The sequence below is a fragment of the Pseudocitrobacter vendiensis genome (genome assembly GCF_943590815.1).
GTDB lineage: Bacteria > Pseudomonadota > Gammaproteobacteria > Enterobacterales > Enterobacteriaceae > Pseudocitrobacter > Pseudocitrobacter vendiensis.
Window position 1 is genome coordinate 444,923 of record NZ_CALSBS010000001.1, and the last position, 24,841, is coordinate 469,763.

Genomic DNA, 24,841 nt, shown 5'->3' on the forward strand with positions numbered 1-24,841 from the left:
TTGCACTATTTCGTAGGCCGGATAAGGCGTTTACGCCGCATCCGGCAAGAACCGCGCGCACTTTGTCAGCAATATGAGGCCGCTTTTGCGGCCTTTTTATTTCATCTGACTCGTCTTACAACACGGCGACAATGGCTTCGCACAGCGGGGCCATGTTGTCCGGGGTCATACCCGCGACGTTGATACGGCCAGAAGCTACCGCATACACGCCAAACTCTTCACGCAGACGCAGCACCTGATCTTTGGTCAGGCCGCTGAACGAGAACATCCCGTTTTGTTTAGTGATAAAGCTGAAGTCGCGGTTTGCGCCTTTCTCCTGCAGCGTGTTCACAAACAGCAGACGCATGCGCTGAATGCGTTGACGCATGTCGGTCAGTTCCTGTTCCCAGATAGCGCGCAGAGCATCATTGCTGAGAATGGTCGCGACAACGGATGCACCGTGAGCTGGCGGATTCGAGTAGTTAGCACGAATCACCGACTTCATTTGGCTAAAGGCGCGATCGGCGTTGTCCGCATCACGGGTGACCAGTGTGCAGGCGCCAACACGTTCGTTGTACAGACCGAAGTTTTTAGAGTAGGAGCTGGCAACAATCAGCTCATCATGCAGCGCGGCGAACGCGCGCAGACCTTCAGCATCTTCTTCCAGACCGCGAGCGAAGCCCTGGTAGGCGAAATCGAACAGCGGCAGCCAGCCTTTCTCGGCAGAAATCTTCGCCAACTGTTGCCACTGTTCCAGCGTCGGATCGATACCGGTCGGGTTATGGCAGCAGCCGTGGAACAGCACCACATCGCCGGCCTGAGCATTGTTCAGGCTGGCAACAAGGCCATCAAAATTGAGCGCATGGTTCTGTGCGTCATAGTAGTCATATTCGCAAACTTCCAGACCCGCAGCGTTAAAGACGCCTTTATGGTTTGGCCAGCTCGGGTTGCTTACCCAAACGCGTTTCGCGCTGGTGTTTTTAGCGAGGAAATCTGCCGCCACGCGCAGTGCGCCAGTACCGCCAGGCGTTTGCGCCGTGCGGGCGCGTTTGGCATTGACGATCTCACTTCCTTTACCGAACAGCAGCTCTTGCGTGCAACGACCAAACTCTGGAATACCATCAATACCGAGGTAGTTTTTGGTCGTTTCATTTTCCAGCAGATAAAGCTCCGCTTTTTTAACGCTGGTCAGAACCGGGGTTTTACCGGTCTCATCTTTGTAAACTCCAATCCCAAGGTTGATTTTGCTCGGGCGGTCGTCGGCACGAAACAGATCGGCCAGGCCCAGAATTGGGTCGGCAGGGGCGGCTGTAATGTTCTCAAACATGACGGGTTCCATTTATGAGTGACTTGGAGAAATCCGCTATCAGGTTAACGGCAGATTTACAAAATGCCAACCGTTTGCAATGAAAAGCGCGAGCCTTTTCAAAAGTCGCGATTTTTAACTGGCTGAAATATAAAAAACAGGGCCGAAGCCCTGTTTCCTGTGCATATAACAAAGTGGCGTACTGATTAGAACTGGTACACGATACCCACGGCTGCCTGATCGTCGGTAGACAGACCAGTGGCTGCGGTGTACTCGTTTTCGTCCAGCAGGTTGAATTTATACGCTGCATAGACGTTCATGTTTTTGTTGAAGTAGTACCAGGTGCCCACTTCGACATATTTCTGCAGGTCAGCAGTGCCGCCTTCGAAGCCAGGGCGGGAAGCCAGGTTTTTACCTTTAGACTGTACGTAGCCAACGGAGGGACGCAGGCCGAAGTCGAACTGGTACTGAACCACTGCTTCAATGTTCTGGGTTTTGTTGGCAAAGCCAGTGTCTTCCGGGGTCATGTTGTATGTCTGAGAGTACATGACAGCCGCATAGACGTTGTTGGCATCGTACTTCGCAGAGGTCGCCCACGCTTCAGCTTTGTCGCCGCTGGCGCTGAAGGCCTGGGTTTTCTGATCGATGGTGCGGTTAGAGTTTGCATAGCCCGCGGAGACCGCGAAGCCTTCACCAAAGGCATACGTTGCAGAGGTGCTGATGCCGTCGCCATTCTGCTTCTGAATGTTACGATCTTCGTTTTTACCCTGATACTGTACCGCGAAGCTCAGACCATCGACCAGGCCGAAGAAGTCAGAGTTACGGTAGGTTGCTACGCCGTTAGTACGTGCAGTCATGAAGTTATCGGTGTAGTTCCAGCCGTCGCCGCCCCACTCAACCAGCATATCGGTTGCGGATTCAACGTCGTAGATAGCGCCGTAGTTACGACCGTAGTCGAAAGAGCCGAATTCACCGGCTTTCAGGCCTGCGAAGGCCAGACGGGTTTTAGTGGTTTGGGAGCCTTCAACATTGGATGCATCCATGTTGTATTCCCACTGACCGTAACCGGTCAGCTGTTCGTTAATTTGCGTTTCCCCTTTCACACCAATACGGGCATAGGTGGTATCAGAGTTGCTGGTGTCACCATTGGTGGTCCACACATGCTCACCGACCATTTTGCCGTAAAAGTCCAGTTTGTTGCCGTTTTTGTTGTAGATTTCTGCAGCGTTAGCTGCACCGGCTACCAGCAGGGCAGGGATCACCACTGCCAGGATATTGCGCTTCATCATTATTTATTACCCTCATTAGGTTTTTTTTATATCGACACTCGCCACTGCCGCCAATAACTTCTGTCAATAAAAATTTACAGAAACATTGATGATAGTTTGGTGTCTTTTTGTGTCTGAGAGGCATATTTCCATTCAAACCACCGTTTCGCTAGCCTGAAAGTGCTACAAATATCCTAATTAAGTAACAAAAAGAAATTATGTGTAACAAAAATTTAAAAATAAGGAACTTTGTGAGACAACTCAAAGTTCTGTTGGAGTTAGGGAAGTATTAAGCGAAATGATGGATATCTATATGAATTTCTTATCTTTAATCTCTGGCATGGTTGTTTATTGAGCATGTTGATGTAAATATGAGCTGCCAGAAATGTTAAAGTTAAGTATCGAAATGGCGGTGGTTTCGCTTAAAAATAATGCTATCTGCTCAGGTATTTCTAAAATCCATAAGAAATTGCACATTTTTTGTGCGCAAACGTTAACAGAAATGGGATGTAACAAACTACGTGGCGTAGGGGGTTGATCCTTAAGGTAATTGACGAAGATTTACGTTAAGGGCATAAAAAAGGCCAGCATTTGCTGGCCTTATTGGGAGTACGGAGATTTAGAAGCTGGCGTTACGCGGCGTTCTTGGGAAGGCAATCACGTCACGGACGTTTTGTACGCCTGTTACATAGGCAATCAGACGTTCGAAGCCCAGACCGAAGCCAGAGTGCGGAACGGTGCCGTAACGGCGCAGATCGCGGTACCACCAGTAATCTTCTTTGTTCAGGCCCATCTCTGCCATGCGGGCATCCAGCACATCCAGACGCTCTTCACGCTGTGAACCACCGATAATTTCACCGATGCCCGGGGCCAGCACGTCCATCGCCGCGACGGTTTTACCATCGTCGTTAAGACGCATGTAGAACGCTTTGATCTCTTTCGGATAGTTTTTCACTACCACCGGCGCTTTGAAGTGTTTCTCAGCGAGGTAACGTTCATGTTCGGAAGAGAGGTCAACGCCCCAGTAAACCGGGTTTTCGAAGGTCTGGCCGCAGTTTTCGAGGATGGCGACCGCGTCGGTGTAATCCACCTGTGCGAAATCCGCCTCGATAAAGCGTTGCAGACGTTCGATGGCTTCTTTGTCCACGCGTTCAGCGAAGAATTTCATGTCATCCATGCGTTCTTCAAGGACCGCTTTGAAGACATATTTCAGCATGGCTTCCGCCAGCGCGGCGTTATCTTCCAGATCGGCAAAAGCCACTTCCGGCTCCAGCATCCAGAACTCGGCCAGGTGGCGGCTGGTGTTGGAGTTTTCAGCGCGGAAGGTCGGGCCGAAGGTGTAGATTTTTGACAGCGCGCAGGCGTAGGTTTCGCCGTTCAGCTGGCCGGAAACGGTCAGGAAAGACTCTTTACCGAAGAAGTCTTTATCGAAATCGACTTTCCCCTGGTCGTTACGCGGAAGGTTTTCCATATCCAGCGTGGAGACGCGGAACATTTCGCCAGCGCCCTCGGTATCGGATGCGGTAATCAGCGGGGTGGACACCCAGAAGAAACCCTGCTCATCGAAGAAGCGGTGCAGCGCCTGTGCCAGCGTATGGCGAACGCGTGCCACCGCGCCAATCAGGTTGGTGCGCGGACGCAGGTGCGCCACTTCACGCAGGTATTCGATGCTGTGACGTTTAGCCGCCATCGGGTAGGTATCAGGATCTTCCACCCAACCGGTCACTTCCACGCTTGTCGCCTGGATTTCGAAGCTCTGGCCCTGGCCCTGAGACGCCACGACTTTACCGGTGACGACCACGGAGCAACCGGTGGTCAGACGCAGGATTTCCTGATTGTAATTGGGCAGAGAATTATTAATAACGGCCTGTACAGGATCAAAGCAGGAACCGTCATAGACGGCGAGGAAGGAAAAGCCAGCTTTTGAATCTCGGCGAGTACGTACCCATCCGCGCACGGTGACTTCGCTGTCAACGGCGGCACGGCCCTGGAGTACGTCGGCTACAGGCACAACGCTCATAATAGTCTCTCTGTAAAGTTGTCCAATAAAGAATAAGTTGCTCCCTGAAAAGGGAGGTATCTATGTTACCTGTCATCCGCCATCAGACAAGCAGATTTCGCACTGTGAAGGAGAGAATTCAGAAATTAATAAAGAAGAAGGGAGCCAAATGGCTCCCTTTGGTGATTAACTCGCCTTTTTGACCTGTGGCAGGTCGAAGGCTTTGCGCAATGCGCGAACGAACGCCTTGTCGTGACAGATGGTTTTCCCTGGGCTATCAGAGAGTTTTGCGACCGGCTTGCCGTTACATTCCACCAGTTTAATGACGATATTCAGTGGTTTTACCTGGGGGATATCGCAGGTAAGACGGGTACCAATACCGAAGCTCAGGTTAACGCGTGAAGAGAAATGACGATAGAGGTCGACCGCTTTGGGCAAATCGAGATTATCCGAGAACACCAGCACTTTGCTGTGCGGGTCGATACCCAGTTTCTCATAGTGGGCGATCGCTTTTTCGCCCCATTCAACCGGGTCGCCAGAATCGTGGCGTAGCCCCTGATAACGGGTCGCAAATTCCGGCCCGAAATCACGCAGGAACGCGTCCATGGTAATGCAGTCGGTGAGCGCGATCCCCAGCTGATCTGGATACTCGGCAAGCCAGGCCGCCAGTGCCGCACGCTGGCTGGTCGCGAGGTCGGGGCTGATTTGCTGATGCGCCTGGAACCACTCGTGCGCCTGTGTACCCATTGGGGTAAGGTCAAGACGACGAGCGAGATCGTAGTTGCTGGTACCAGTGAACCACGTCTCCTGCTGGAGACGTTTGACGATCGCTTCCTGCACCTCGCGGGAGAAACGACGACGGGTACCGAAATCCATCAGGCGGAACGCGGACATATCAAGGTCTGCGGTCATACGCGTGAAATCAGTGAGTTTATGCTCAAGCATTTCAAGCGCCTGCGGTACGCCTTCTTCCGGCGAACGATAGCGATGAACCAGCTCGCTTATCACCGCCAGTAGCGGCACTTCCCACATAATGACTTCACGCCACGGGCCATCGAGCCGAATGTTCAGCTTGCCGTTATCATTGGTGACGGTCACCTGTTGCGGGTCATAGCGAAAATCGCGCAGCCAGGTCAGGTAATCTTCTTTAAAGAAGGGCAGCCCGGAAAGCCAGTGATATTCCTCATCACTGAGCCTCAGCGAGCGCATAGCGTCTACCTGTTCCCGAATGGCATCAGCATAAATGCCCAGCAGATCGTCACCACGGCAGCGGAATTCCGCCGCGACGTTTACGTCGTAGTAGTGGTGAAACACCGCCTGCTGCATGTGCAGTTTGTAGGCATCCGTATCAAGCAACGAATGCAGAACAGGAGTCACGAATTGAGTCATGGTGCGCAATAGCATCCTCTCACAGGAGCGTTTAGTAAAATAAACAACAGGGAGATTAGCAGGAGTATACCTTGTTTATTCATTTATTGAACCCCGATCACATCATAAGGCCTGCTAACGGGCTAGGGCATTTCGTGCCAGTGTGTTATCCAAATGTAGCAATTTTTGGTATTTGTCTGGAAAAGATGAAGATTCTGCGTAGCGCGATTTAAACAACAGGAATAGACTGGATACGACATTTTACAAACGACGCTAAAGGTTTTTTATGACACAACAGCCCCAAGCCAAGTACCGCCACGACTACCGTGCGCCGGACTACCTGATCAGTGATATCGACCTGGCCTTTGACCTGGATGCCGCAAAAACCGTCGTGACGGCCCAAAGCCAGGTTTCCCGTCATGCAGCGTCCGATGTGCCGCTACGTCTGGATGGCGAAGATTTGACGCTTATTTCCGTACATGTGAACGGCGAGCAGTGGACGAACTATAAAGAAGAAGAGAAGCAACTGGTTATCAGCGGCTTGCCAGAGCGTTTTACGCTGCTAATTGTGAATGAAATCAGCCCGGCGTCGAACACCGCGCTGGAAGGGCTTTACCAGTCTGGCGAAGCGCTGTGTACGCAATGCGAGGCGGAAGGTTTCCGTCACATCACTTATTATCTCGATCGCCCGGACGTTCTGGCGCGTTTCACTACCAAAATTACCGCCGATAAAGCGAAGTATCCGTTCCTGCTGTCTAACGGCAACCGCGTCGCGCAAGGCGAGCTGGACAATGGCCGTCACTGGGTGCAGTGGCAGGATCCGTTCCCGAAACCGTGCTATCTGTTCGCGCTGGTGGCGGGCGACTTCGATGTCCTGCGCGATACCTTCACCACCCGTTCCGGGCGCCAGGTGGCGCTGGAGCTGTTTGTCGATCGCGGCAACCTTGATCGCGCGCCGTGGGCGATGACCTCACTGAAAAACTCCATGAAATGGGATGAGGAGCGTTTCGGCCTCGAATACGACCTCGACATCTATATGATTGTCGCCGTTGATTTCTTTAATATGGGCGCGATGGAGAATAAAGGTCTCAACATCTTTAACTCCAAATATGTGCTGGCGCGTACCGACACCGCGACGGATAAAGATTATCTCGATATCGAACGCGTCATCGGTCACGAATATTTCCATAACTGGACCGGGAACCGCGTCACTTGCCGCGACTGGTTCCAGCTCAGCCTGAAAGAAGGCTTAACCGTTTTCCGCGACCAGGAGTTCAGCTCCGACCTCGGTTCGCGCGCGGTGAATCGCATCAATAACGTGCGTACTATGCGCGGGTTGCAGTTTGCAGAAGATGCCAGTCCGATGGCGCATCCGATTCGCCCGGATAGTGTTATCGAGATGAACAACTTCTACACCCTGACCGTCTACGAGAAGGGCGCGGAAGTGATTCGCATGCTGCATACCCTGCTGGGGGAAGCGAATTTCCAGAAAGGGATGCAGCTCTACTTCGAACGTCATGACGGCAGTGCCGCAACCTGTGATGATTTTGTACAGGCGATGGAGGATGCCTCCAACGTTGATCTGTCGCATTTCCGCCGCTGGTATAGCCAGTCTGGTACGCCAATTGTCAGCGTGCATGATGATTACAACCCGGAAACCGAACAGTACACGCTGACCATTAGCCAGCGTACGCCGGCGACGGCAGAGCAGCAGGAAAAACAGCCGCTGCACATCCCATTCGATATCGAACTGTATGATAACGAAGGTAAGGTGATCCCGTTGCAGAAAGACGGGCATCCGGTACATAACGTGCTCAACGTCACCCAGTCAGAGCAGACCTTTATCTTCGATAACGTCTACTTCCAGCCGGTGCCGTCGCTGCTGCGCGAGTTTTCAGCCCCCGTTAAGCTGGAATATAAGTGGAGCGATCAGCAGTTAACCTTCCTGATGCGTCATGCCCGTAACGACTTCTCCCGCTGGGATGCGGCGCAAAGCCTGCTGGCCAACTACATCAAGATTAACGTCAACCGTCACCAGCAGAATCAGCCGTTGTCGCTGCCTGTGCATGTGGCTGATGCGTTCCGCGCCATCCTGCTGGATGAGAAAATCGACCCGGCGCTGGCGGCTGAGATTCTGACCCTGCCGTCGGCCAACGAAATCGCAGAACTGTTCGATGTTATCGACCCGATCGCCATCGCTGCCGTTCGCGAAGCGCTGACCCGCACGCTTGCCAATGAACTGGCAGATGAATTCCTGGTTATCTATAACGCCAACAAATTGCCGGAGTATCGCGTTGAACATGAAGATATCGGCAAGCGTTCGCTGCGTAACACCTGTCTGCGCTACCTGGCATTTGGCGAGCGTGAGCTGGCGGACAAACTGGTACGTCAGCAATATCATCAGGCCGACAACATGACCGATGCGCTGGCGGCACTGGCTGCATCCGTTGCGGCAGAGCTGCCGTGCCGCGATGCGCTGATGCAGGAGTACGACGACAAATGGCATCAGGATGGCCTGGTGATGGACAAATGGTTCATCCTGCAAGCCACCAGCCCGGCGGATAACGTGCTGGAAACGGTGCGCAAGCTGTTGAATCACCGCTCATTCACCATGAACAACCCGAACCGTATACGCTCACTGATTGGCGCATTCGCCAGCAGTAATCCGGCTGCGTTCCACGCGCCTGACGGTAGCGGCTATCAGTTCCTGGTTGAGATGCTGACTGAACTCAATAGTCGTAACCCGCAGGTGGCTTCACGCCTGATTGAGCCGCTGATCCGCCTGAAACGCTATGATGCAAAACGTCAGGCGCTGATGCGTGCGGCGCTGGAACAGCTGAAAGGGCTGGAGAATCTTTCCGGGGATCTGTACGAGAAGCTCACCAAAGCGTTAGCGTAATGACATTGCCGGGTAAGGCGTCACCGCCACCCGGCATTTTTACGCATGTTCAAATTGCTGATGGAACGCCGGAACGCGAATATCGCGACGGTGCAACGCCTGCCAGAATGTCTCCAGCGCACTATCCAGACGCCCCTGCAGGTTAGGGCTGAAGTTCGGTTTGTGCTGGTAATCCGTAACCTGACTGTCGTCGGCAAACACGCCATGCAGGATCTCCTGCGCTTTCAATGCGCTCAGTACCGGTTTCAGCGCGTAATCCACCGCCAGCATATGAGCAACCGTCCCGCCTGTTGCCAATGGCAACACCACTTTCCCCTCCAGCGCGCGCTCGGGAAGCAGATCCAACAGCGTTTTTAACGCACCGGAAAATGATGCTTTGTAGACAGGCGTGGCGACGATCAAGCCATCGGCCTGGGCCAGTTGCTCGGTCAACGTTTTCAGCGCCGGGCTGTCAAAACGTGCATAAAGCAAATCCTCTGGCTCGAAATTTTGCAAATGCCAGTGGCAAACCTCAACGTCTACCGCTGCCAGTTTTTCACGTGCGTACTCCAGCAATGCGCTGGAACGTGAGGGAAAACGCGGGCTTCCCGCTAAGGTGATGACGCGCATACAACCTCCTTGCAACTATAATGTGTGTTTTGCTTAACAGTGTTAAGGGAAGTTTCGCAGACAATAATACGATTTCTAAATGCTTTTTCAGCTAAACGAATTCTGATAAATGGATATGCGCTAACGTATTTTATGTTCGTGACAAACGCCGGAAAGTTTTCAGAATGCTTTAAGTTTGTTGGATTGATGTGAAAATGAATTTGCCTGTTAAATATATCACTCAGCAATAATCAATTAATTTTTTCTAAAAACTCAATTCAGTTGCATAAGGACGAGTGTATCTGTTTATATGCACCAATATTTTATTTTAATCAATGAACCATGTGTTTATTAAATGGAGGTATACATGCGGACAAACATATTGATTTTATCAATGGGCACGATTCTGGGATGTGGTAGTGCCCTGGCAGCCGATGATAATGCTGTAACAGATGGTAGCCTGACGATCACTGGGGAAGTTGTTGCCCCGGCCTGCACCATTGCACCAGAGAGCCAATCCGGCTCTGTTGCGATGGAAAAGGTGAGTGCGACAAAACTACAAACCCTGGGCCAGGAGTCTGGTGTGAAAAAAGATATTCCGATTAACCTGAAGGACTGTGACAACACGGTGACCAGCAATGCGGCATTCACCTTCACCGCAGAAGCTGATCCCGCAGTCATCACCGCGTTTAAGAATCAGAATTCTGGCGCTGGCGCGGCGACGAATGTCGCGGTACAGATGTATATGCCTGATGGCACAACGAAAATTATGCCTAATACCGAAACTGCACAAAATGGTATTACGCTCGCGGCTACATCTGACCAAACGATAACCTTCAAAGCAGATTACGTCGCGACGGGGAAAGCCACGGCGGGTACCGTTGAGGTTGCGACCACGTTCCATATTAACTACTACTGATTTTTTGCCTTTTATTCTTAAAGGTCAAAAAACGCGAAAGGTACCTTCCAGTGAACACCCGTAGAGCGATGAGCAGGGCTACCGTGAGTTTTATTGGCGTATTAACACTCAGTGCTTCCGCCTGGGCTGCCGATAGCGGCGGTGTGGGAGTAGGCGCGACACGGGTCATTTACAACGAGGGTGATGCGCAGGTTGCATTGAGTGTCAGAAATACCAGTAAAACCGTACCGTATTTAATTCAGGCATGGGTGATGATGCCCGATAATAAAAAAACGCAGGACTTTATCACGACGCCACCGTTATTTGTACTTAACCCTACCAGTGAAAATTTACTGCGAATTATGTACGTCGGGCCTGTGTTACCTAAAGATCGTGAATCGTTATTTTACGCAAGCGTGCGCGCGGTACCATCAACGACAAAGAAAGAAGAGGGGAGCATGTTAAAAATTGCCACCCAGAGCGTCATTAAGTTGTTCTGGCGACCGAAAGGTCTCTCAATTTCTGTTAATCAGGCGGCAGAAAAACTGCGTTGCGATTGGTCTGGGCAGAGCGTCACTATTCATAATCCTACACCCTATTACATCACGCTGACCGGGTTGACGCTTGGCGGTAAGAGTGTAAAGAACCAGATGGTATCGCCGCTTAACAGCTTCCGTTTTGATGTGCCAAAAGGCGCTGCTAATCAGAAAGTAAGCTACCGAACCATCAATGACTATGGCGCTGAAACGCCGTCTATGACGTGCAAATCCTAACGGATTGACACTTCCGGACGTGAAATGCCGAGTACCCAACGCCAGCGCTGTCATCTGCTTGTCAGTACGATTACCTGCTTTTTAGGCGGGATGGCGATATTTGCCTCAACATCACTGAGTGCGCTGGCTGAGACTTGGTTTGATCCCGCATTCTTTAAAGATGATCCGTCGCTGGTCGCTGACCTTTCACGTTTTGAAAAAGGGCAGCAAATTGCGCCTGGCAGGTATCGGGTTGATGTCATCTTCAACCAAAGCTTCGTTGCCACTCGCGACATCGAATTTGTCGCCAATGAAGACAATCATCAAATTGAACCTTGTCTGAATAAGGGCTATCTCAGCGAGATTGGCGTGAACACTACGGTGTTTCCAGCGTTTAACGCGCTGGATGACGACACGTGTGTCCAGCTTGCAAAAGTCATCCCCGACGCCGGCGTCAAATTCGATGCCCGGCAGCTTCGACTGGAGATTTCCGTGCCGCAAATTGCTGTCAAAAATGATGCCAGGGGATTCGTTCCACCCGAACGATGGGATCGTGGAATCAATGCCTTTCTGCTGGGATATTCCTTTAGTGGCGCGAATGGCGTGCAGAGTAGCAATGAAAACGGCGGCGATAGCAACTACTTCCTGAACCTTAACAGTGGATTGAATCTTGCGGGCTGGCGATTACGCAATAACTCTACCTGGAGCTATGGTCAGGATGAATCGGGCCAGTGGCAGAATATCAGCAGCTACGCACAGTATGCGATTATTCCCCTTAAAGGCGAATTAACCGTCGGAGACAGCTACACCGGGGGCGATTTTTTTGATAGCGTCGGTTTTCGCGGCGTGCAGCTGTCCTCGGACGACAACATGCTGCCCGATAGCTTGCGCGGTTTTGCGCCTACCGTTCGCGGTATCGCCCAAAGCAATGCGCAGGTGACCATTAGACAAAATGGCTACACGGTATATCAAACCTATGTACCTCCCGGTGCATTCGAAATTAACGACCTGTTTTCCAGCGCCTCCAGCGGCGACCTGCAGGTTGAAGTAAAAGAGTCCGATGGCACCCTCAATCGTTACACCATCCCCTACTCCAGCGTACCGCTTCTTCAGCGGAAGGGGCGATTAAAATACGCCCTGAACATTGCGAATTATCGCAGCAACAGTAACGATCAGGATGAAAAAGCGTTTGTTCAGGCGACGCTGCAATGGGGCGGCCCCCTGGGCGTAACCTGGTATGGCGGCGGGCAATTCTCAGAAGATTATCGTGCGGCTATGCTGGGGCTGGGGTTCAACTTCGGTGAACTTGGCGCTATTTCAGTGGATGGCACATGGGCGAAGAGTACGCTTGCCAACAATCAGGATTATCAGGGGCAATCCTGGCGGTTTTTGTACGCGAAAACGCTGAACCCCTACGGTACCAATTTCCAGTTGATGGGTTATCGCTATTCAACGTCCGGCTTTTATACCCTTGCCGATACCATGTATCACCGTATGGAGGGGTATACGCAGAGCGAGGACGATGACACGCCGTTGTGGGCGCGTTACTACAACCTTTACTACAGCAAGCGCGGGAAGCTGCAAATTAACATTTCCCAGCAGCTTGGTGACTATGGCTCATTCTACCTGAGTGGTAGCGAGCAAACTTACTGGAACACGGATGAGCAGGACCGGTTATTGCAATTCGGTTACAACACGCAGCTCAAGGACATCACGCTGGGATTATCGTGGAACTACAGCCAGTCTCACGGGCAACCGTCTGCTGATCAGGTCTTCGCGCTTAATGTCTCACTGCCACTGGGCCAGTGGCTTTCGTCGTCCAGAGGCAATATGAACAACCGGGGCCACTCCTCCTGGATGACCTTGAATACCAGCGCCGACAACGATGGCAACGTGACGCAAAACGTCGGTGTTTCCGGCTCATTACTGGATGACGACAATCTCAGCTATAGCGTGCAACAGGGTTATGTCAGTCAGGGAGAAAGCGCCAGCGGAAACGCGAGTCTGGATTACAAAGGATCGTGGGGCGAATCGAAAGTCGGCTACAGCTACAGCGACAACGGCAATCAGCAGCAGGTGAACTATGGAGTATCCGGCAGCGTGATTGTGCATTCCGAAGGCGTCACGCTTGGTCAATCGCTGGGCGAAACCAACGTGCTGCTCTCGGCGCCTGGCGCAGAAAAAACCAAGGTCGCCAACTACACCGGCATCAGTACGGATGGGCAAGGCAACTCACTGCTGCCCTACGCCACGCCGTACCGTGAAAACCGTATTGCGCTGGATACCGCCTCTTTAAAACAAAATGTGGATATCGAAAACGCGGTAGTGAACGTAGTGCCAACTAAAGGTGCATTGGTTCGTGCGAGATTTAACGCACATGTCGGCGCGCGGGTGCTGTTTAGCCCCCTGATGAAAGGTAAACCCTTACGCTTTGGCGCGATGGCAACCCTGGACAATGCCGACAAGGTCAGCGGCATTGTGGATGATGACGGCTCGCTTTATATGTCAGGCCTGCCCGAAAAGGGGAGTATCACCATACGCTGGGGCGACGCGCGTGAGCAACAGTGTCAGTTGAAATTTACCTTGACGGCGCAACAGATAACCGCGCCGATTACGCGCAGAAATGCAGTATGCGAATGAGTAGAGGAAACAGTTGCATGCAACGAATTATGACGATGCTTTTGATGGGCATTCTCATGTTGGTAAGCGCGAGAACGATGGCTTACACCGGGAAATGCCACACAGCCAGCGGAAATCCTTATATAGGCGTAAATTTTGGTGTCAGTACGCTTTCGGAAGAAGATAACCAGGCCGGAGCCGTTAAGACGCATTTTTATAGCTGGAATGAGGCCAACGATTATTACGTATCCTGCGATTGTGATGGAAATGCGGTGAGAAATGGACTCTGGGCATTCGCAGCGGATTCCCCGCTCCCTGTGCTGGGCGATAGTTGGTATAAAATCAACGATTATCTGGCCGCGCAGGTATGGTTAGGCGTTAAAGGTAATTCGCCGAGTGAAGTTCCCTTCGAAAATATCGGCACCAGTGCAGATACACGCTGGCATATTTGTGATCCCGGCGGTCAACGACTGGGTGGCACCGGATCCAGTGGCAACAGCGGCTATTTTTCGCTCAAGATACTGCAACCTTTCGTGGGGACGGTGATTATCCCTAATATGGTGCTTGCGCGCCTTTATGAGTGTTACAACATTCCATCCAGCAATAGCTGTACCGCGACGGGGGCTCCGGTGCTGACCTATTTTCTCTCAGGCACCATTAATTCGCTTCAATCCTGCTCGGTAAACGCCGGAAAGACGATCGAGGTCGATCTGGGCGATGTTTTCGCCGCTAATTTTAAAGTGCAGGGGCAGAAACCGACGGACGCAAAAACGGTGGCGCTTTCGATACCGGTGAGATGCAATACCGGCAACAACGGGTTGGTGAATGTGAATCTCAGCCTTACCGCAACCCGTGACAGCGACTATCCGCAAGCAATTAAAACCTCCCGGCCAGGAGTTGGCGTATTGGTGACGGATTCGCAGGGCAATGTGGTATCGCCAGATGGCGGCGCTATCTCACTGTCGATACCCGATAACCAGGATGCTTACGCAAAAATGAATGTTTTTCCCGTCAGCACCACGGGCATTCCGCCGGAAATTGGCAGTTTCGAGGCGACGGCATCGGTTCGTATCGATTTTGACTGAGGTGCGAACTAAATGACTTACCGATCGTTATGTCTTCCTGTCCTGCTTGCATTGTATGCGTGTTGCGCGTTTGGCAATCTAAAAGGCACTGATCAGGTGAATATGCACATCTACGGTAACATTATCGATCAGGGTTGTGACGTGGTTACCAGTAGCGCGATGCAGAATGTTTTCATTGGCGATTTCAATATCAGTGATTTTCAGGCGGCCAATGCCGTCAGCGCGTCAGCGGATTTAACGATTGGTATTACCGGTTGTGCGGCAGGTATACAGGATGCCAGAGTTTATTTTAGCGGTGAATCCGATCCGCTGGCCCCCACGTTGCTTAAGCTGACCGATACCGGCGGTAACGGTAATATGGCAACCGGTATCGCGGTGCAAATTATTGACGCGCAAACCCAGGAGGAGATCCCGCTGAACAGCCTGACTGCGCGTAGTCCTCTCAAGGCCGGAGATAATGAGCTGAAATACAAGCTGCGCTATAAATCCACGAAAGAGGGGGCAACGGGCGGAAATGCCACCGCGGTGCTCTATTTTGACCTGGTGTATGAGTAGGCCGATGACGATGAAAAGCGCGCAATATCTTACTTTTGCTCTGGTAATGTGTTCTCGCCTTGCCTTTGCTCACGATGGCACCATTAATATTAGTGGCACATTCCATAGCAACACCTGCATTTTGGCGCAGGACAGTAAAGCGATTCAGATCCCTCTTGGCACACTTTCCGTTAGCCAATTTGTTCAGGGACGCCCATCGGCAGAAAAGGTGTTCACTATCAATCTTGAACAATGTGGCGCCGATGTGAACGCCGCCAATGTTACTTTCTCTGGCGACCCGGATACCACCCAACCTGATTTGCTGGCGATAGACGCCAGCAGTGATGCCGCAACGGGGCTGGCGGTAGCAATTCTTGATGACGCGCAATGTCTTATACCGTTAATGCAGGAGAGCAAATCTTATCCATTGAAACAGGGTAAAGTGGCGCTGACATTTTATGCGCAGCTTCGCCCGACAGCCGGAAAAATTAACTCAGGGGCTGTGAACGCCAGCGCGACTTTTGTGGTGCGCTATGACTAGACTTGCCCTGTTAGTGCTGTGCATGGTATCGGGTATCAGCGATGCGGGCGTGGTAGTGGGGGGAACACGCTTCGTTTTTCCGTCTTCTGTCGAGACCCGAACTATTTCAGTTACCAATACCAGCAATCAACCCTGGCTGATTAACAGCAAAATCAGTACGCCCACCGTATGGGCAGGGGTGAATGCTTTTCACGGGCAGCTACCGGTTTTAGCCACGCCCCCACTGTTTTTACTACCGCCAGGCTCGACCGGGACGATTCGACTGGTAAAAACGGATGCCTCCATGCCGAACGATCGCGAAATGCTGTTTGCACTGAGTGTCGCGTCGATTCCGTCGGGGAGGGTTGAAGATCGTAGCGTGAAGGTGGCGCTACGCTCCTCTTTTAAACTTTTCTGGCGTCCAGCCTCATTGAAAGGAGATCCTGAGCAAGCGTGGCAGAAAGTAACCTGGCGCCGTGAGCCACAGGGCGTGATAGCTGAAAACCCGACGCCTTTTTATATCAATCTGACGCAGGTAACTGTGAACGGTCAGTTGGTTAATGATGCGGGTGTTCTTCCGCCATTGGCGCAGCGCCACTTTAGCTGGTGCGCCACACAAACGACCTGTACTTTACGCTGGCGTACGTTTAACGATCTGGGCGGTTTTACGCCGATAACCGAACAGCGTCTTCCCTGAAGATTTGGATGAAAACGTTTGCGTTTTTTTTGTTCCTGGTCAATTCCCTTTTTGTGCACAATCGCACATAATACGCCCCCGGTTTGCACACCGGGAATCCAGGAGAGTTCATGTACTACCCCTTCGTTCGTAAAGCCCTTTTCCAGCTCGATCCTGAGCGCGCTCATGAATTTACTTTTCAATCATTACGCCGGGTAACCGGAACGCCGTTTGAAGCGCTGGTTCGCCAGAAAGTGCCTTCAAAACCGGTGAGCTGTATGGGATTGACCTTCAAAAATCCGCTGGGTCTGGCGGCCGGTCTGGACAAAAATGGCGAGTGCATCGATGCGCTCGGTGCGATGGGGTTTGGTTCGATCGAAATCGGCACCGTTACCCCGCGTCCACAGCCGGGGAACGATAAGCCGAGGATCTTCCGTCTGGTTGATGCCGAAGGTCTGATCAACCGTATGGGCTTTAATAACCTGGGTGTTGATAACCTGGTTGAGAACGTTAAAAAAGCACATTTCGACGGCGTGCTGGGTATTAATATCGGTAAAAATAAAGATACGCCGGTTGAGCAGGGTAAAGATGACTATCTGATTTGTATGGAAAAAATCTATGCTTATGCTGGATATATTGCCATCAATATCTCTTCGCCAAATACCCCTGGGCTGCGTACACTGCAATATGGTGACGCGCTTGACGATCTGCTTTCCAGTATTAAAAATAAACAGGCTGAACTTCAGGCGAAACATCATAAATATGTTCCTGTGGCAGTGAAGATCGCGCCGGATCTTTCTGTTGAAGAGTTGATCCAGGTTGCCGATAGTTTAGTTCGCCATAATATTGATGGGGTGATCGCAACGAATACCACACTGGATCGTTCTCTGGTCCAGGGGATGAAAAATTGCGATGAAACCGGTGGACTGAGTGGTCGTCCATTGCAATTAAAAAGCACCGAAATTATCCGTATGCTTTCCGGCGAATTAAACGGGCGCTTGCCTATTATTGGCGTAGGCGGAATTGACTCCGTTATTGCCGCCCGTGAGAAGATTGCTGCCGGGGCGACACTGGTGCAGATCTATTCCGGGTTTATTTTTAAAGGCCCACCGCTGATTAAAGAAATCGTTACCCACATCTAATCTTTTATCTCATTATGTGAACCAGGGCTTTATTTTAAGCCCTGGTTGCTTTATATTTCCTCATTGTTGCTTATTTAAACATTTTAGTCTTTTATTATTTAGGTAGTAAAAACGACGCGGGAAAGATTACACAGCAAACGGATGCTGAAATGAGGGGAGCGGACAATGCGAATTAAACCAGACGATAACTGGCGTTGGTATTATGATGAAGAGCACGATCGTATGATGCTCGATTTAGCCAATGGCATGTTGTTCCGTTCGCGTTTTGCTCGCCGGATGTTAACTCCCGATGCCTTCGACCCTACCGGATTCTGCGTTGACGACGCGGCGCTCTATTTCTCCTTTGAAGAAAAATGCCGCGACCTCGAACTCTCTAAAGAACATCGCGCTGAACTCATTCTTAATGCGCTGGTGGCGATTCGCTTCCTGAAGCCGCAAATGCCGAAAAGCTGGCATTTCCGCGCCCATGGCGATTGTTGGTCCCCGGTGACGGGTGATGCGGCATGCGTTTGGCTGAGCGATACCGATCAACAGGTCAATCTGTTGGTGGTCGAGCCGGGTGATAACGCCGCGCTATGTCTGCTGGCCCAGCCTGGGCTGGTGCTGGCCGGGCGAACGATGCAGTTGGGCGATGCTATCAAAGTGATGAATGACAGGCTGCAACCCCAGCCAGGCCTGGCGGGTTACAGCCTGGAGCAGGCGGTTTAACTGCGCAATTTCAACGCGGTTTTTGGCACACAGCTACAGCACAGGATGGTGCCATCGTTGCCAATCGCGCTCTTCTTGAGCGGGCTCACTTCACCTTCTTCCAGCGTAATGCGGCAGCTCCCACAAATTCCCGCGCGGCAGGAGTAGGGAACACGAATTCCCTGCTGTTCAAGCTGTTCCAGTAACACTTGCTGGTTATTCCCGTTAAAGGTTTGTCCCTGCCAGTCAATTTTCACTTTCGTGGCCGCGTTATCTTCGACGGCGAGCGCGTCGTCATCTGCCCCCGCCCCGTAGAGTTTGCCTGGCCCGGTGGAAAGGATTTCCACTTCATCACCCACGCGAACCACGCCGCTGTTACGCGGGATCAGGTTCTGGCCGAAATCGACGTCGCCATTATCCTGCGCGGTGCGGAAAGCCTGCAGCGTATGCAGCGGTTCGCCTGCCGGATGCTTCTGGCCTCGTTCCGGGCTAATGGTGGTGAAAATGCAGCGACTGCACGGCTTCACCACGTCAAAAACGACTTCGCCAATGCGAATGGTCTTCCAGGTATCTTCATCCCATGCCTGCGCACCGGTCACCACCAGATTCGGACGGAACTGCTCCATTTTGACGCTGGCCGGGCAGCGCTGCTGTAAATCGCGCAGCGAGGCTTCGTTGGTCAGCAGGTAGGGGAAACCATCGGCAAAGGAGAGCGGCACCGCATCGTGACGTTTTACGCGGCGAGTGAGCGTGTCGCCAAGCCAGCGCAACTGCACATCGCGTTTAAAGAATGGCGAGAGCCATTGATTGATCGCATCCGGAGCGATGTGGGCGGTAAAATGGTTGCCCCACACTTCCGTTGGCGCAGCCTGCGCAGTGAAATCGGCAAAACGCACCAATGCGCTGCTACCATCGGGTGCGGTTAAATGCAGACCGTCGCGGAGAATAGCGGGGGTGAAGCGCACCATCGCCGGGTACTGTCGCGCGGTGATAAACGTGCCATCGGGTTCGGTCACCATAAAGATGCGGTCGAATGCCATTCCGCTGATATCAGCAAAGGCGTGAGTGAGCCCGATACCCCTCATGGATTTCACCGGGTGAATGAAAAGTCGCGATAACGTCAGCATGACGCATTCCCTGAGTCAGAAATAAGCCTTTAACTTTATGACATGGGGCCGAGATTGGCTATAATGCGCAACAATTTTCTGCAAGTAAAAGTGATGATATGAATTCTCTGTTTGCCAGTACGGCCCGTGGGCTGGAAGAGCTGTTAAAAACTGAACTGGAAGGTCTGGGCGCGCAAGAGTGCAAAGTAACCCAGGGTGGGGTCCATTTTCAGGGAGACACGCGCCTTCTTTATCAAAGCCTGATGTGGAGTCGCCTGGCGTCGCGCATCATGATGCCGCTGGGCGAGTGCAGTGTCTGGAGCGATCTTGACCTCTATCTCGGCGTGCAGACGATCAACTGGACGGAGATCTTTACCCCGAACGCCACTTTTGCTGTGAGCTTCAACGGGCTGAACGATGAGATCCGTAACAGCCAGTACGGTGCGCTGAAAGTAAAAGACGCCATCGTCGATGCGTTTACGCGCAAGAATTTGCCACGCCCGAATGTCGATCGCGACAATCCGGATCTGCGCATCAACGTGCGTTTGAACAAAGAGAAGGCGTTTATCTCTCTCGATCTGAGCGGTGAGGGCCTGCATCTTCGCGGCTACCGCGATCGCACTGGTCTGGCACCCATCAAAGAGAACCTGGCGGCGGCAATTGTCATGCGTTCTGGCTGGGTGCCGGGTACGCCACTGCTCGATCCGATGTGTGGTTCCGGAACGCTGCTGATTGAAGCGGCGATGTGGGCGACCGATCGCGCGCCAGGGCTGCATCGCGGCCACTGGGGCTTTGGCGGCTGGGCACAGCACGACGACGCTATCTGGCAGGAAGTGAAAGCCGATGCGCAAACCCGCGCACGGGCAGGCCTTGCGGCTTACGAGTCCCGTTTTTATGGCTCTGATACCGACCGCCGTGTTGTGGATATTGCGCGCAGTAACGCCCGCCGCGCCGGTATTGGCGAGCTGGTTACCTTCGAACAAAAAGATGTGGCGCAACTGACGAATCCATTGCCGAAAGGCCCGTACGGTACCGTTATCAGCAACCCGCCATACGGTGAGCGTCTGGAGAGCGAACCGGCGCTGATTGCCCTGCACAGCCTGCTGGGCCGCATCATGAAAAACCAGTTTGGCGGCTGGAATCTGTCGCTGTTCAGCGCCTCGCCGGAACTGCTGAGCTGCGTGTCGCTGCGTGCTGAACGCCAGTTTAAAGCCAAAAACGGCCCGCTGGATTGTATCCAGAAGAACTATCACGTGTCGGAAAGCACCGGTGAGGTGAAGGCCACTGTCGCGGAAGACTACGCCAACCGTCTGCGCAAAAATCTCAAGAAACTGGAGAAGTGGGCGAAGCAGGAAGGCATTGAGTGCTATCGCCTGTACGATGCTGACCTGCCGGAGTATAACGTGGCGGTCGATCGCTATGCTGACTGGGTCGTTGTGCAGGAATATGCGCCGCCGAAAACCGTTGATGTGCACAAAGCACGTCAGCGCCTGTTTGATATTATTGCCGCAACTATCGCCGTGCTGGGCATCGCGCCAAACAAGCTGGTGCTGAAAACCCGCGAGCGCCAGAAAGGCAAAAATCAGTACGAGAAAATGAACGAGAAGGGCGACTTCATGGAGGTGAGCGAATATAACGCCCGCCTGTGGGTTAACCTGACGGATTATCTCGATACGGGCCTGTTCCTCGACCACCGCATCGCCCGTCGCATGCTGGGTCAGATGAGCAAAGGCAAAGATTTCCTTAACCTCTTCTCCTACACCGGTAGCGCCAGCGTTCACGCGGGCCTCGGCGGTGCGCGGTCCACGACCACGGTGGATATGTCACGCACCTATCTTGAATGGGCCGAGCGTAACCTGCGTCTGAATGGCCTGACCGGTCGTGCTCATCGTCTGATGCAGGCGGATGTGCTCGCCTGGCTGCGCGATACAGACGAACAGTTTGACGTGATCTTCATCGATCCGCCGACCTTCTCCAACTCAAAACGTATGGAAGATGCGTTTGATGTACAGCGCGATCACCTGCGCCTGATGAAAGACCTGAAGCGTCTGCTGCGTAAAGGCGGCACCATCATGTTCTCGAACAACAAACGCGGTTTCCGTATGGATCACGACGGCCTGACCGAACTGGGACTGAAAGCACAAGACATTACCCATAAAACACAGTCTCAGGATTTCGCCCGTAACCGTCAGATCCACAACTGCTGGCTGATTACCGCAGCCTGAAAGGAATAAAGAATGTCATTAATTAGTATGCATGGCGCGTGGCTGTCGTTCAGCGATGCGCCGCTCCTCGATAATGCCGAACTGCATATCGAAGATAACGAACGAGTCTGCCTGGTTGGTCGTAACGGCGCGGGCAAATCGACGTTGATGAAGATCCTTAACCGCGAGCAGGGTCTGGACGACGGACGCATTATTTACGAACAGGACCTGGTTGTGGCGCGTCTGCAACAGGACCCGCCGCGCAACGTCCAGGGCAGCGTGTATGATTTCGTTGCCGAAGGTATTGAAGAACAGGCTGTTTATTTGAAGCGTTATCACGATGTCTCGCAATTGGTGATGACGGACCCAAGCGACAAGAATTTGCAGGAACTGGCGAAGATCCAGGAACAACTGGATCACCACGGTTTATGGCAGCTTGAAAACCGTATCAACGAAGTGCTTGATCAGTTAGGGCTTGAGCCGAATATGGAACTGGCGTCGCTTTCCGGCGGTTGGCTGCGCAAAGCGGCGCTGGGCCGGGCGCTGGTTAGCGCACCGCGCGTGCTGTTGCTTGACGAACCAACAAACCACCTCGATATCGAAACCATCGACTGGCTGGAAGGGTTCCTGAAGACATTCAAAGGCACCATTATTTTCATCTCGCACGACCGTTCGTTTATCCGCAATATGGCCACCCGTATTGTCGATCTCGATCGCGGCAAGCTGGTTACCTACCCGGGGAATTACGATCAGTATCTGCTTGAGAAAGAAGAAGCGCTGCGCGTGGAGGAATTACAAAACGCTGAATTCGACCGCAAACTGGCCCAGGAAGAAGTGTGGATCCGCCAGGGCATCAAAGCGCGGCGAACCCGTAACGAAGGCCGCGTTCGCGCACTGAAAGCGATGCGTAATGAACGTAGCGCACGCCGCGAAGTGATGGGCAGCGCCAAAATGCAGGTCGAAGAAGCGTCTCGCTCCGGTAAAATCGTCTTTGAAATGGAAGACGTGAATTACCAGGTCGACGGTAAAGTGCTGGTGAAAGATTTCTCTGCGCAGGTACAGCGCAGCGATAAAATCGCGCTGATTGGCCCGAACGGCTGCGGTAAAACCACCTTGTTGAAACTGATGCTGGGTCAATTGCAGGCCGACAGTGGGCGCATTCACGTTGGAACCAAGCTGGAAGTCGCCTATTTTGACCAGCACCGTGCAGAGCTGGACCCGGATAAAACGGTGATGGACAACCTTGCGGAAGGTAAGCAGGAAGTGATGGTGAACGGGAAACCGCGCCACGTTCTTGGCTACCTGCAAGACTTCCTGTTCCATCCAAAACGTGCCATGACGCCTGTGCGAGCGCTATCTGGTGGTGAACGTAATCGTCTTCTGCTGGCACGCCTGTTCCTCAAACCCAGCAACCTGTTGATTCTCGATGAACCGACCAACGACCTGGATGTCGAAACGCTCGAACTGCTGGAAGAGCTGATTGATGGCTATCAGGGCACCGTTTTACTGGTGAGCCACGATCGTCAATTTGTTGATAACACAGTGACGGAATGCTGGATCTTCGAAGGCGACGGTAAAATTGGTCAGTATGTCGGCGGTTATCACGATGCGCGTGGACAACAGAGCCAATCACAGGCGCAAAAACAAGCTATTGTTAAGAAAACAGCCGAAGCGACGCAGCCTAAAGCAGAAATTGTCAAGCGAACCAGTACCAAATTAAGCTATAACCTGCAGCGCGAGCTGGAACAGCTTCCGCAAAAGCTGGAAGATCTTGAGGCGAATCTGGAATCGTTGCAGGTCCAGGTGGCTGATGCCTCCTTCTTCAGCCAGCCGCACGACCATACGCAAAAAGTGTTGTCTGAACTGGCGCAGGCCGAGCAGGCGTTAGAAGAGGCGTTTGAACGCTGGGAATATCTGGAAGCGTTAAAAAACGGTGCCTGATACTGAGGAGTTTTCATGTGCGATCAACATCATGCCGCGCGGCATATTCTGTGCCGTCAATGTGACATGCTGGTGGCGTTGCCGCACCTTGAACATCGACATAAAGCGGAGTGCCCGCGCTGCGGCACGACGCTGACCACTGTATGGGACGAGCCGAGAACGCGTCCCACTGCTTATGCCATTGTCGCGCTTTTCATGCTGGTGCTGGCTAATCTCTTCCCCTTCATTTACATGAAGGTGGCGGGGGTTAACAGCGAAATTGAGCTGCTGGAAATTCCGCGCGTGCTGTTTACCGAAGATTACGCCAGCCTGGGCACCTTCTTTATGCTGTTTGTCCAGCTCGTGCCTGCTTTTTGCCTGGTCACCATTTTATTGCTGGTGAATCGGGTAAAAATGCCGGTTCGTGTGAAAGCCTATCTGGCCAGAATCCTCTTCCAGTTAAAATCCTGGGGCATGGCAGAAATCTTTCTCGCTGGGGTGCTGGTCAGTTTTGTGAAGCTGATGGCCTACGGTGATATTGGTATTGGCAGCAGTTTCATTCCCTGGTGTCTTTTCTGCCTCCTGCAATTGCGCACTTTTCAGTGCGTCGATCGCCGCTGGTTATGGGACGACATTGCCCCGATGCCGGTGCTTCAAACCGAACCTCAGCCCGGTGTAACGGGGATTCGCCAGGGGCTGCGTTCATGTGCGTGTTGCACCGCGATTTTGCCTGCTGATGAACACGTTTGTCCGCGTTGTCATTCAAAAGGATACGTGCGCCGCAAAAACAGCCTGCAATGGACGATGGCGCTGCTGGTGACTTCTATCATTCTTTATCTTCCGGCGAATATTCTGCCGATCATGATTACCGATCTGCTGGGCGACAAAATGCCTTCGACGATTCTCGCCGGGGTGATTTTGCTGTGGAGTGAAGGCTCATACCCGGTGGCAATGGTCATTTTTATTGCCAGTATTATGGTGCCTACGCTGAAGATGATTGCTATCGCGTGGCTCTGCTGGGATGCGAAAGGGCATGGCCGTCGTGACAGCGAGCGCATGCATCTGATTTATGAAGTGGTGGAATTCGTAGGGCGCTGGTCGATGATTGATGTGTTTGTCATCGCAGTGCTTTCTGCATTAGTAAGAATGGGCGGACTGATGAATATCTACCCGGCGATGGGCGCACTGATGTTTGCGCTGGTCGTGATAATGACCATGTTTTCCGCAATGACCTTTGATCCTCGACTGTCGTGGGATCGGGATCCGGAATCAAGCCATGAGGAATCGTAAT

General features: G+C 52.5%; 19 protein-coding genes. 13 read left to right on the forward strand and 6 right to left on the reverse strand.

Annotated features, from left to right (window positions below):
- Positions 1 to 115: 115 nt before the first annotated feature.
- The 4 genes from NMC31_RS02045 to pncB form a co-directional block, all read right to left on the reverse strand.
- Positions 116 to 1,306, reverse strand: coding sequence for an amino acid aminotransferase (locus tag NMC31_RS02045; RefSeq protein WP_149461524.1), 1,191 nt, complete (start codon positions 1,304 to 1,306; stop codon positions 116 to 118).
- A gap of 185 nt (positions 1,307 to 1,491) precedes the next feature.
- A complete protein-coding gene (locus NMC31_RS02050; protein WP_149461525.1) occupies positions 1,492 to 2,574 on the reverse strand; it encodes a porin in 1,083 nt (360 codons plus the stop codon).
- A 598-nt stretch (positions 2,575 to 3,172) separates the two neighbouring features.
- Entirely contained in the window at positions 3,173 to 4,573 is a 1,401-nt protein-coding gene (gene asnS / locus NMC31_RS02055) for an asparagine--tRNA ligase (protein ID WP_253896769.1), read from the reverse strand.
- A 165-nt stretch (positions 4,574 to 4,738) separates the two neighbouring features.
- Positions 4,739 to 5,941 (reverse strand): nicotinate phosphoribosyltransferase, encoded by a 1,203-nt coding sequence (gene pncB, locus NMC31_RS02060; RefSeq protein WP_253896770.1) that lies wholly within the window; start codon positions 5,939 to 5,941, stop codon positions 4,739 to 4,741.
- A gap of 265 nt (positions 5,942 to 6,206) precedes the next feature.
- Between pncB and pepN the strand changes: the two genes are divergently transcribed.
- Positions 6,207 to 8,819, forward strand: a complete 2,613-nt coding sequence (gene pepN / locus NMC31_RS02065) for an aminopeptidase N (RefSeq protein ID WP_253896771.1) — start codon at positions 6,207 to 6,209, stop codon at positions 8,817 to 8,819.
- A gap of 39 nt (positions 8,820 to 8,858) precedes the next feature.
- Here the strand turns inward: pepN and ssuE are convergent, their stop codons facing one another.
- Positions 8,859 to 9,428, reverse strand: coding sequence for an NADPH-dependent FMN reductase (gene ssuE / locus NMC31_RS02070; RefSeq protein WP_253896772.1), 570 nt, complete (start codon positions 9,426 to 9,428; stop codon positions 8,859 to 8,861).
- A 346-nt stretch (positions 9,429 to 9,774) separates the two neighbouring features.
- On the opposite strand from ssuE, the gene NMC31_RS02075 reads away from it, so the two are divergent.
- The 9 genes from NMC31_RS02075 (at position 9,775) to zapC (ending at position 18,341) form a co-directional block, all read left to right on the forward strand.
- Positions 9,775 to 10,326 (forward strand): fimbrial protein, encoded by a 552-nt coding sequence (locus NMC31_RS02075; protein ID WP_253896773.1) that lies wholly within the window; start codon positions 9,775 to 9,777, stop codon positions 10,324 to 10,326.
- Positions 10,327 to 10,394: 68 nt separating this feature from the next.
- Positions 10,395 to 11,078 carry a fimbrial biogenesis chaperone gene (locus tag NMC31_RS02080; RefSeq protein WP_253896824.1) on the forward strand — a complete coding sequence of 228 codons (684 nt, stop codon included), beginning with the start codon at positions 10,395 to 10,397 and terminating at the stop codon, positions 11,076 to 11,078.
- 24 nt (positions 11,079 to 11,102) lie between these two features.
- A complete protein-coding gene (locus NMC31_RS02085; protein WP_253896774.1) occupies positions 11,103 to 13,697 on the forward strand; it encodes a fimbrial biogenesis usher protein in 2,595 nt (864 codons plus the stop codon).
- Positions 13,694 to 14,761, forward strand: a complete 1,068-nt coding sequence (locus NMC31_RS02090; protein WP_436649308.1) for a fimbrial protein — start codon at positions 13,694 to 13,696, stop codon at positions 14,759 to 14,761. The genes NMC31_RS02085 and NMC31_RS02090 overlap by 4 nt, the downstream gene beginning before the upstream one ends.
- Before the next feature lie 12 nt (positions 14,762 to 14,773).
- Complete coding sequence (locus tag NMC31_RS02095; protein WP_366938200.1) at positions 14,774 to 15,316, forward strand: fimbrial protein; 543 nt, start codon at positions 14,774 to 14,776, stop codon at positions 15,314 to 15,316.
- Between the two features lie 10 nt (positions 15,317 to 15,326).
- Entirely contained in the window at positions 15,327 to 15,836 is a 510-nt protein-coding gene (locus tag NMC31_RS02100) for a fimbrial protein (protein ID WP_253896825.1), read from the forward strand.
- The gene (locus NMC31_RS02105; protein ID WP_253896776.1) at positions 15,829 to 16,512 is read left to right on the forward strand and encodes a fimbria/pilus periplasmic chaperone; all 684 of its coding nucleotides are present in this window, start codon (positions 15,829 to 15,831) and stop codon (positions 16,510 to 16,512) included. The genes NMC31_RS02100 and NMC31_RS02105 overlap by 8 nt, the downstream gene beginning before the upstream one ends.
- Positions 16,513 to 16,622: 110 nt before the next feature.
- The gene (gene pyrD / locus NMC31_RS02110; RefSeq protein WP_149461530.1) at positions 16,623 to 17,633 is read left to right on the forward strand and encodes a quinone-dependent dihydroorotate dehydrogenase; all 1,011 of its coding nucleotides are present in this window, start codon (positions 16,623 to 16,625) and stop codon (positions 17,631 to 17,633) included.
- Positions 17,634 to 17,798: 165 nt separating this feature from the next.
- Positions 17,799 to 18,341, forward strand: coding sequence for a cell division protein ZapC (zapC, locus tag NMC31_RS02115; protein WP_253896777.1), 543 nt, complete (start codon positions 17,799 to 17,801; stop codon positions 18,339 to 18,341).
- Here zapC and NMC31_RS02120 read toward each other — a convergent pair.
- Positions 18,338 to 19,447: a YcbX family protein gene (locus tag NMC31_RS02120; RefSeq protein ID WP_253896778.1), complete on the reverse strand. Its 1,110-nt coding sequence runs from the start codon at positions 19,445 to 19,447 to the stop codon at positions 18,338 to 18,340. The genes zapC and NMC31_RS02120 overlap by 4 nt on opposite strands.
- 98 nt (positions 19,448 to 19,545) lie before the next feature.
- Here NMC31_RS02120 and rlmKL point away from each other — a divergent pair, with 98 nt between their 5' ends.
- Genes rlmKL through pqiA form a run of 3 tightly spaced genes read left to right on the forward strand, consistent with a single transcriptional unit; the run spans position 19,546 to position 24,840 of the window.
- A complete protein-coding gene (gene rlmKL / locus NMC31_RS02125; RefSeq protein WP_253896779.1) occupies positions 19,546 to 21,651 on the forward strand; it encodes a bifunctional 23S rRNA (guanine(2069)-N(7))-methyltransferase RlmK/23S rRNA (guanine(2445)-N(2))-methyltransferase RlmL in 2,106 nt (701 codons plus the stop codon).
- A 12-nt stretch (positions 21,652 to 21,663) separates the two neighbouring features.
- On the forward strand, positions 21,664 to 23,571 hold the full coding sequence (locus NMC31_RS02130) for an ABC transporter ATP-binding protein (RefSeq protein ID WP_253896780.1): 1,908 nt from the start codon (positions 21,664 to 21,666) through the stop codon (positions 23,569 to 23,571).
- A 15-nt stretch (positions 23,572 to 23,586) separates the two neighbouring features.
- A complete protein-coding gene (gene pqiA, locus NMC31_RS02135) occupies positions 23,587 to 24,840 on the forward strand; it encodes a membrane integrity-associated transporter subunit PqiA (RefSeq protein WP_253896781.1) in 1,254 nt (417 codons plus the stop codon).
- The last annotated feature ends 1 nt before the right edge of the window (position 24,841 follow it).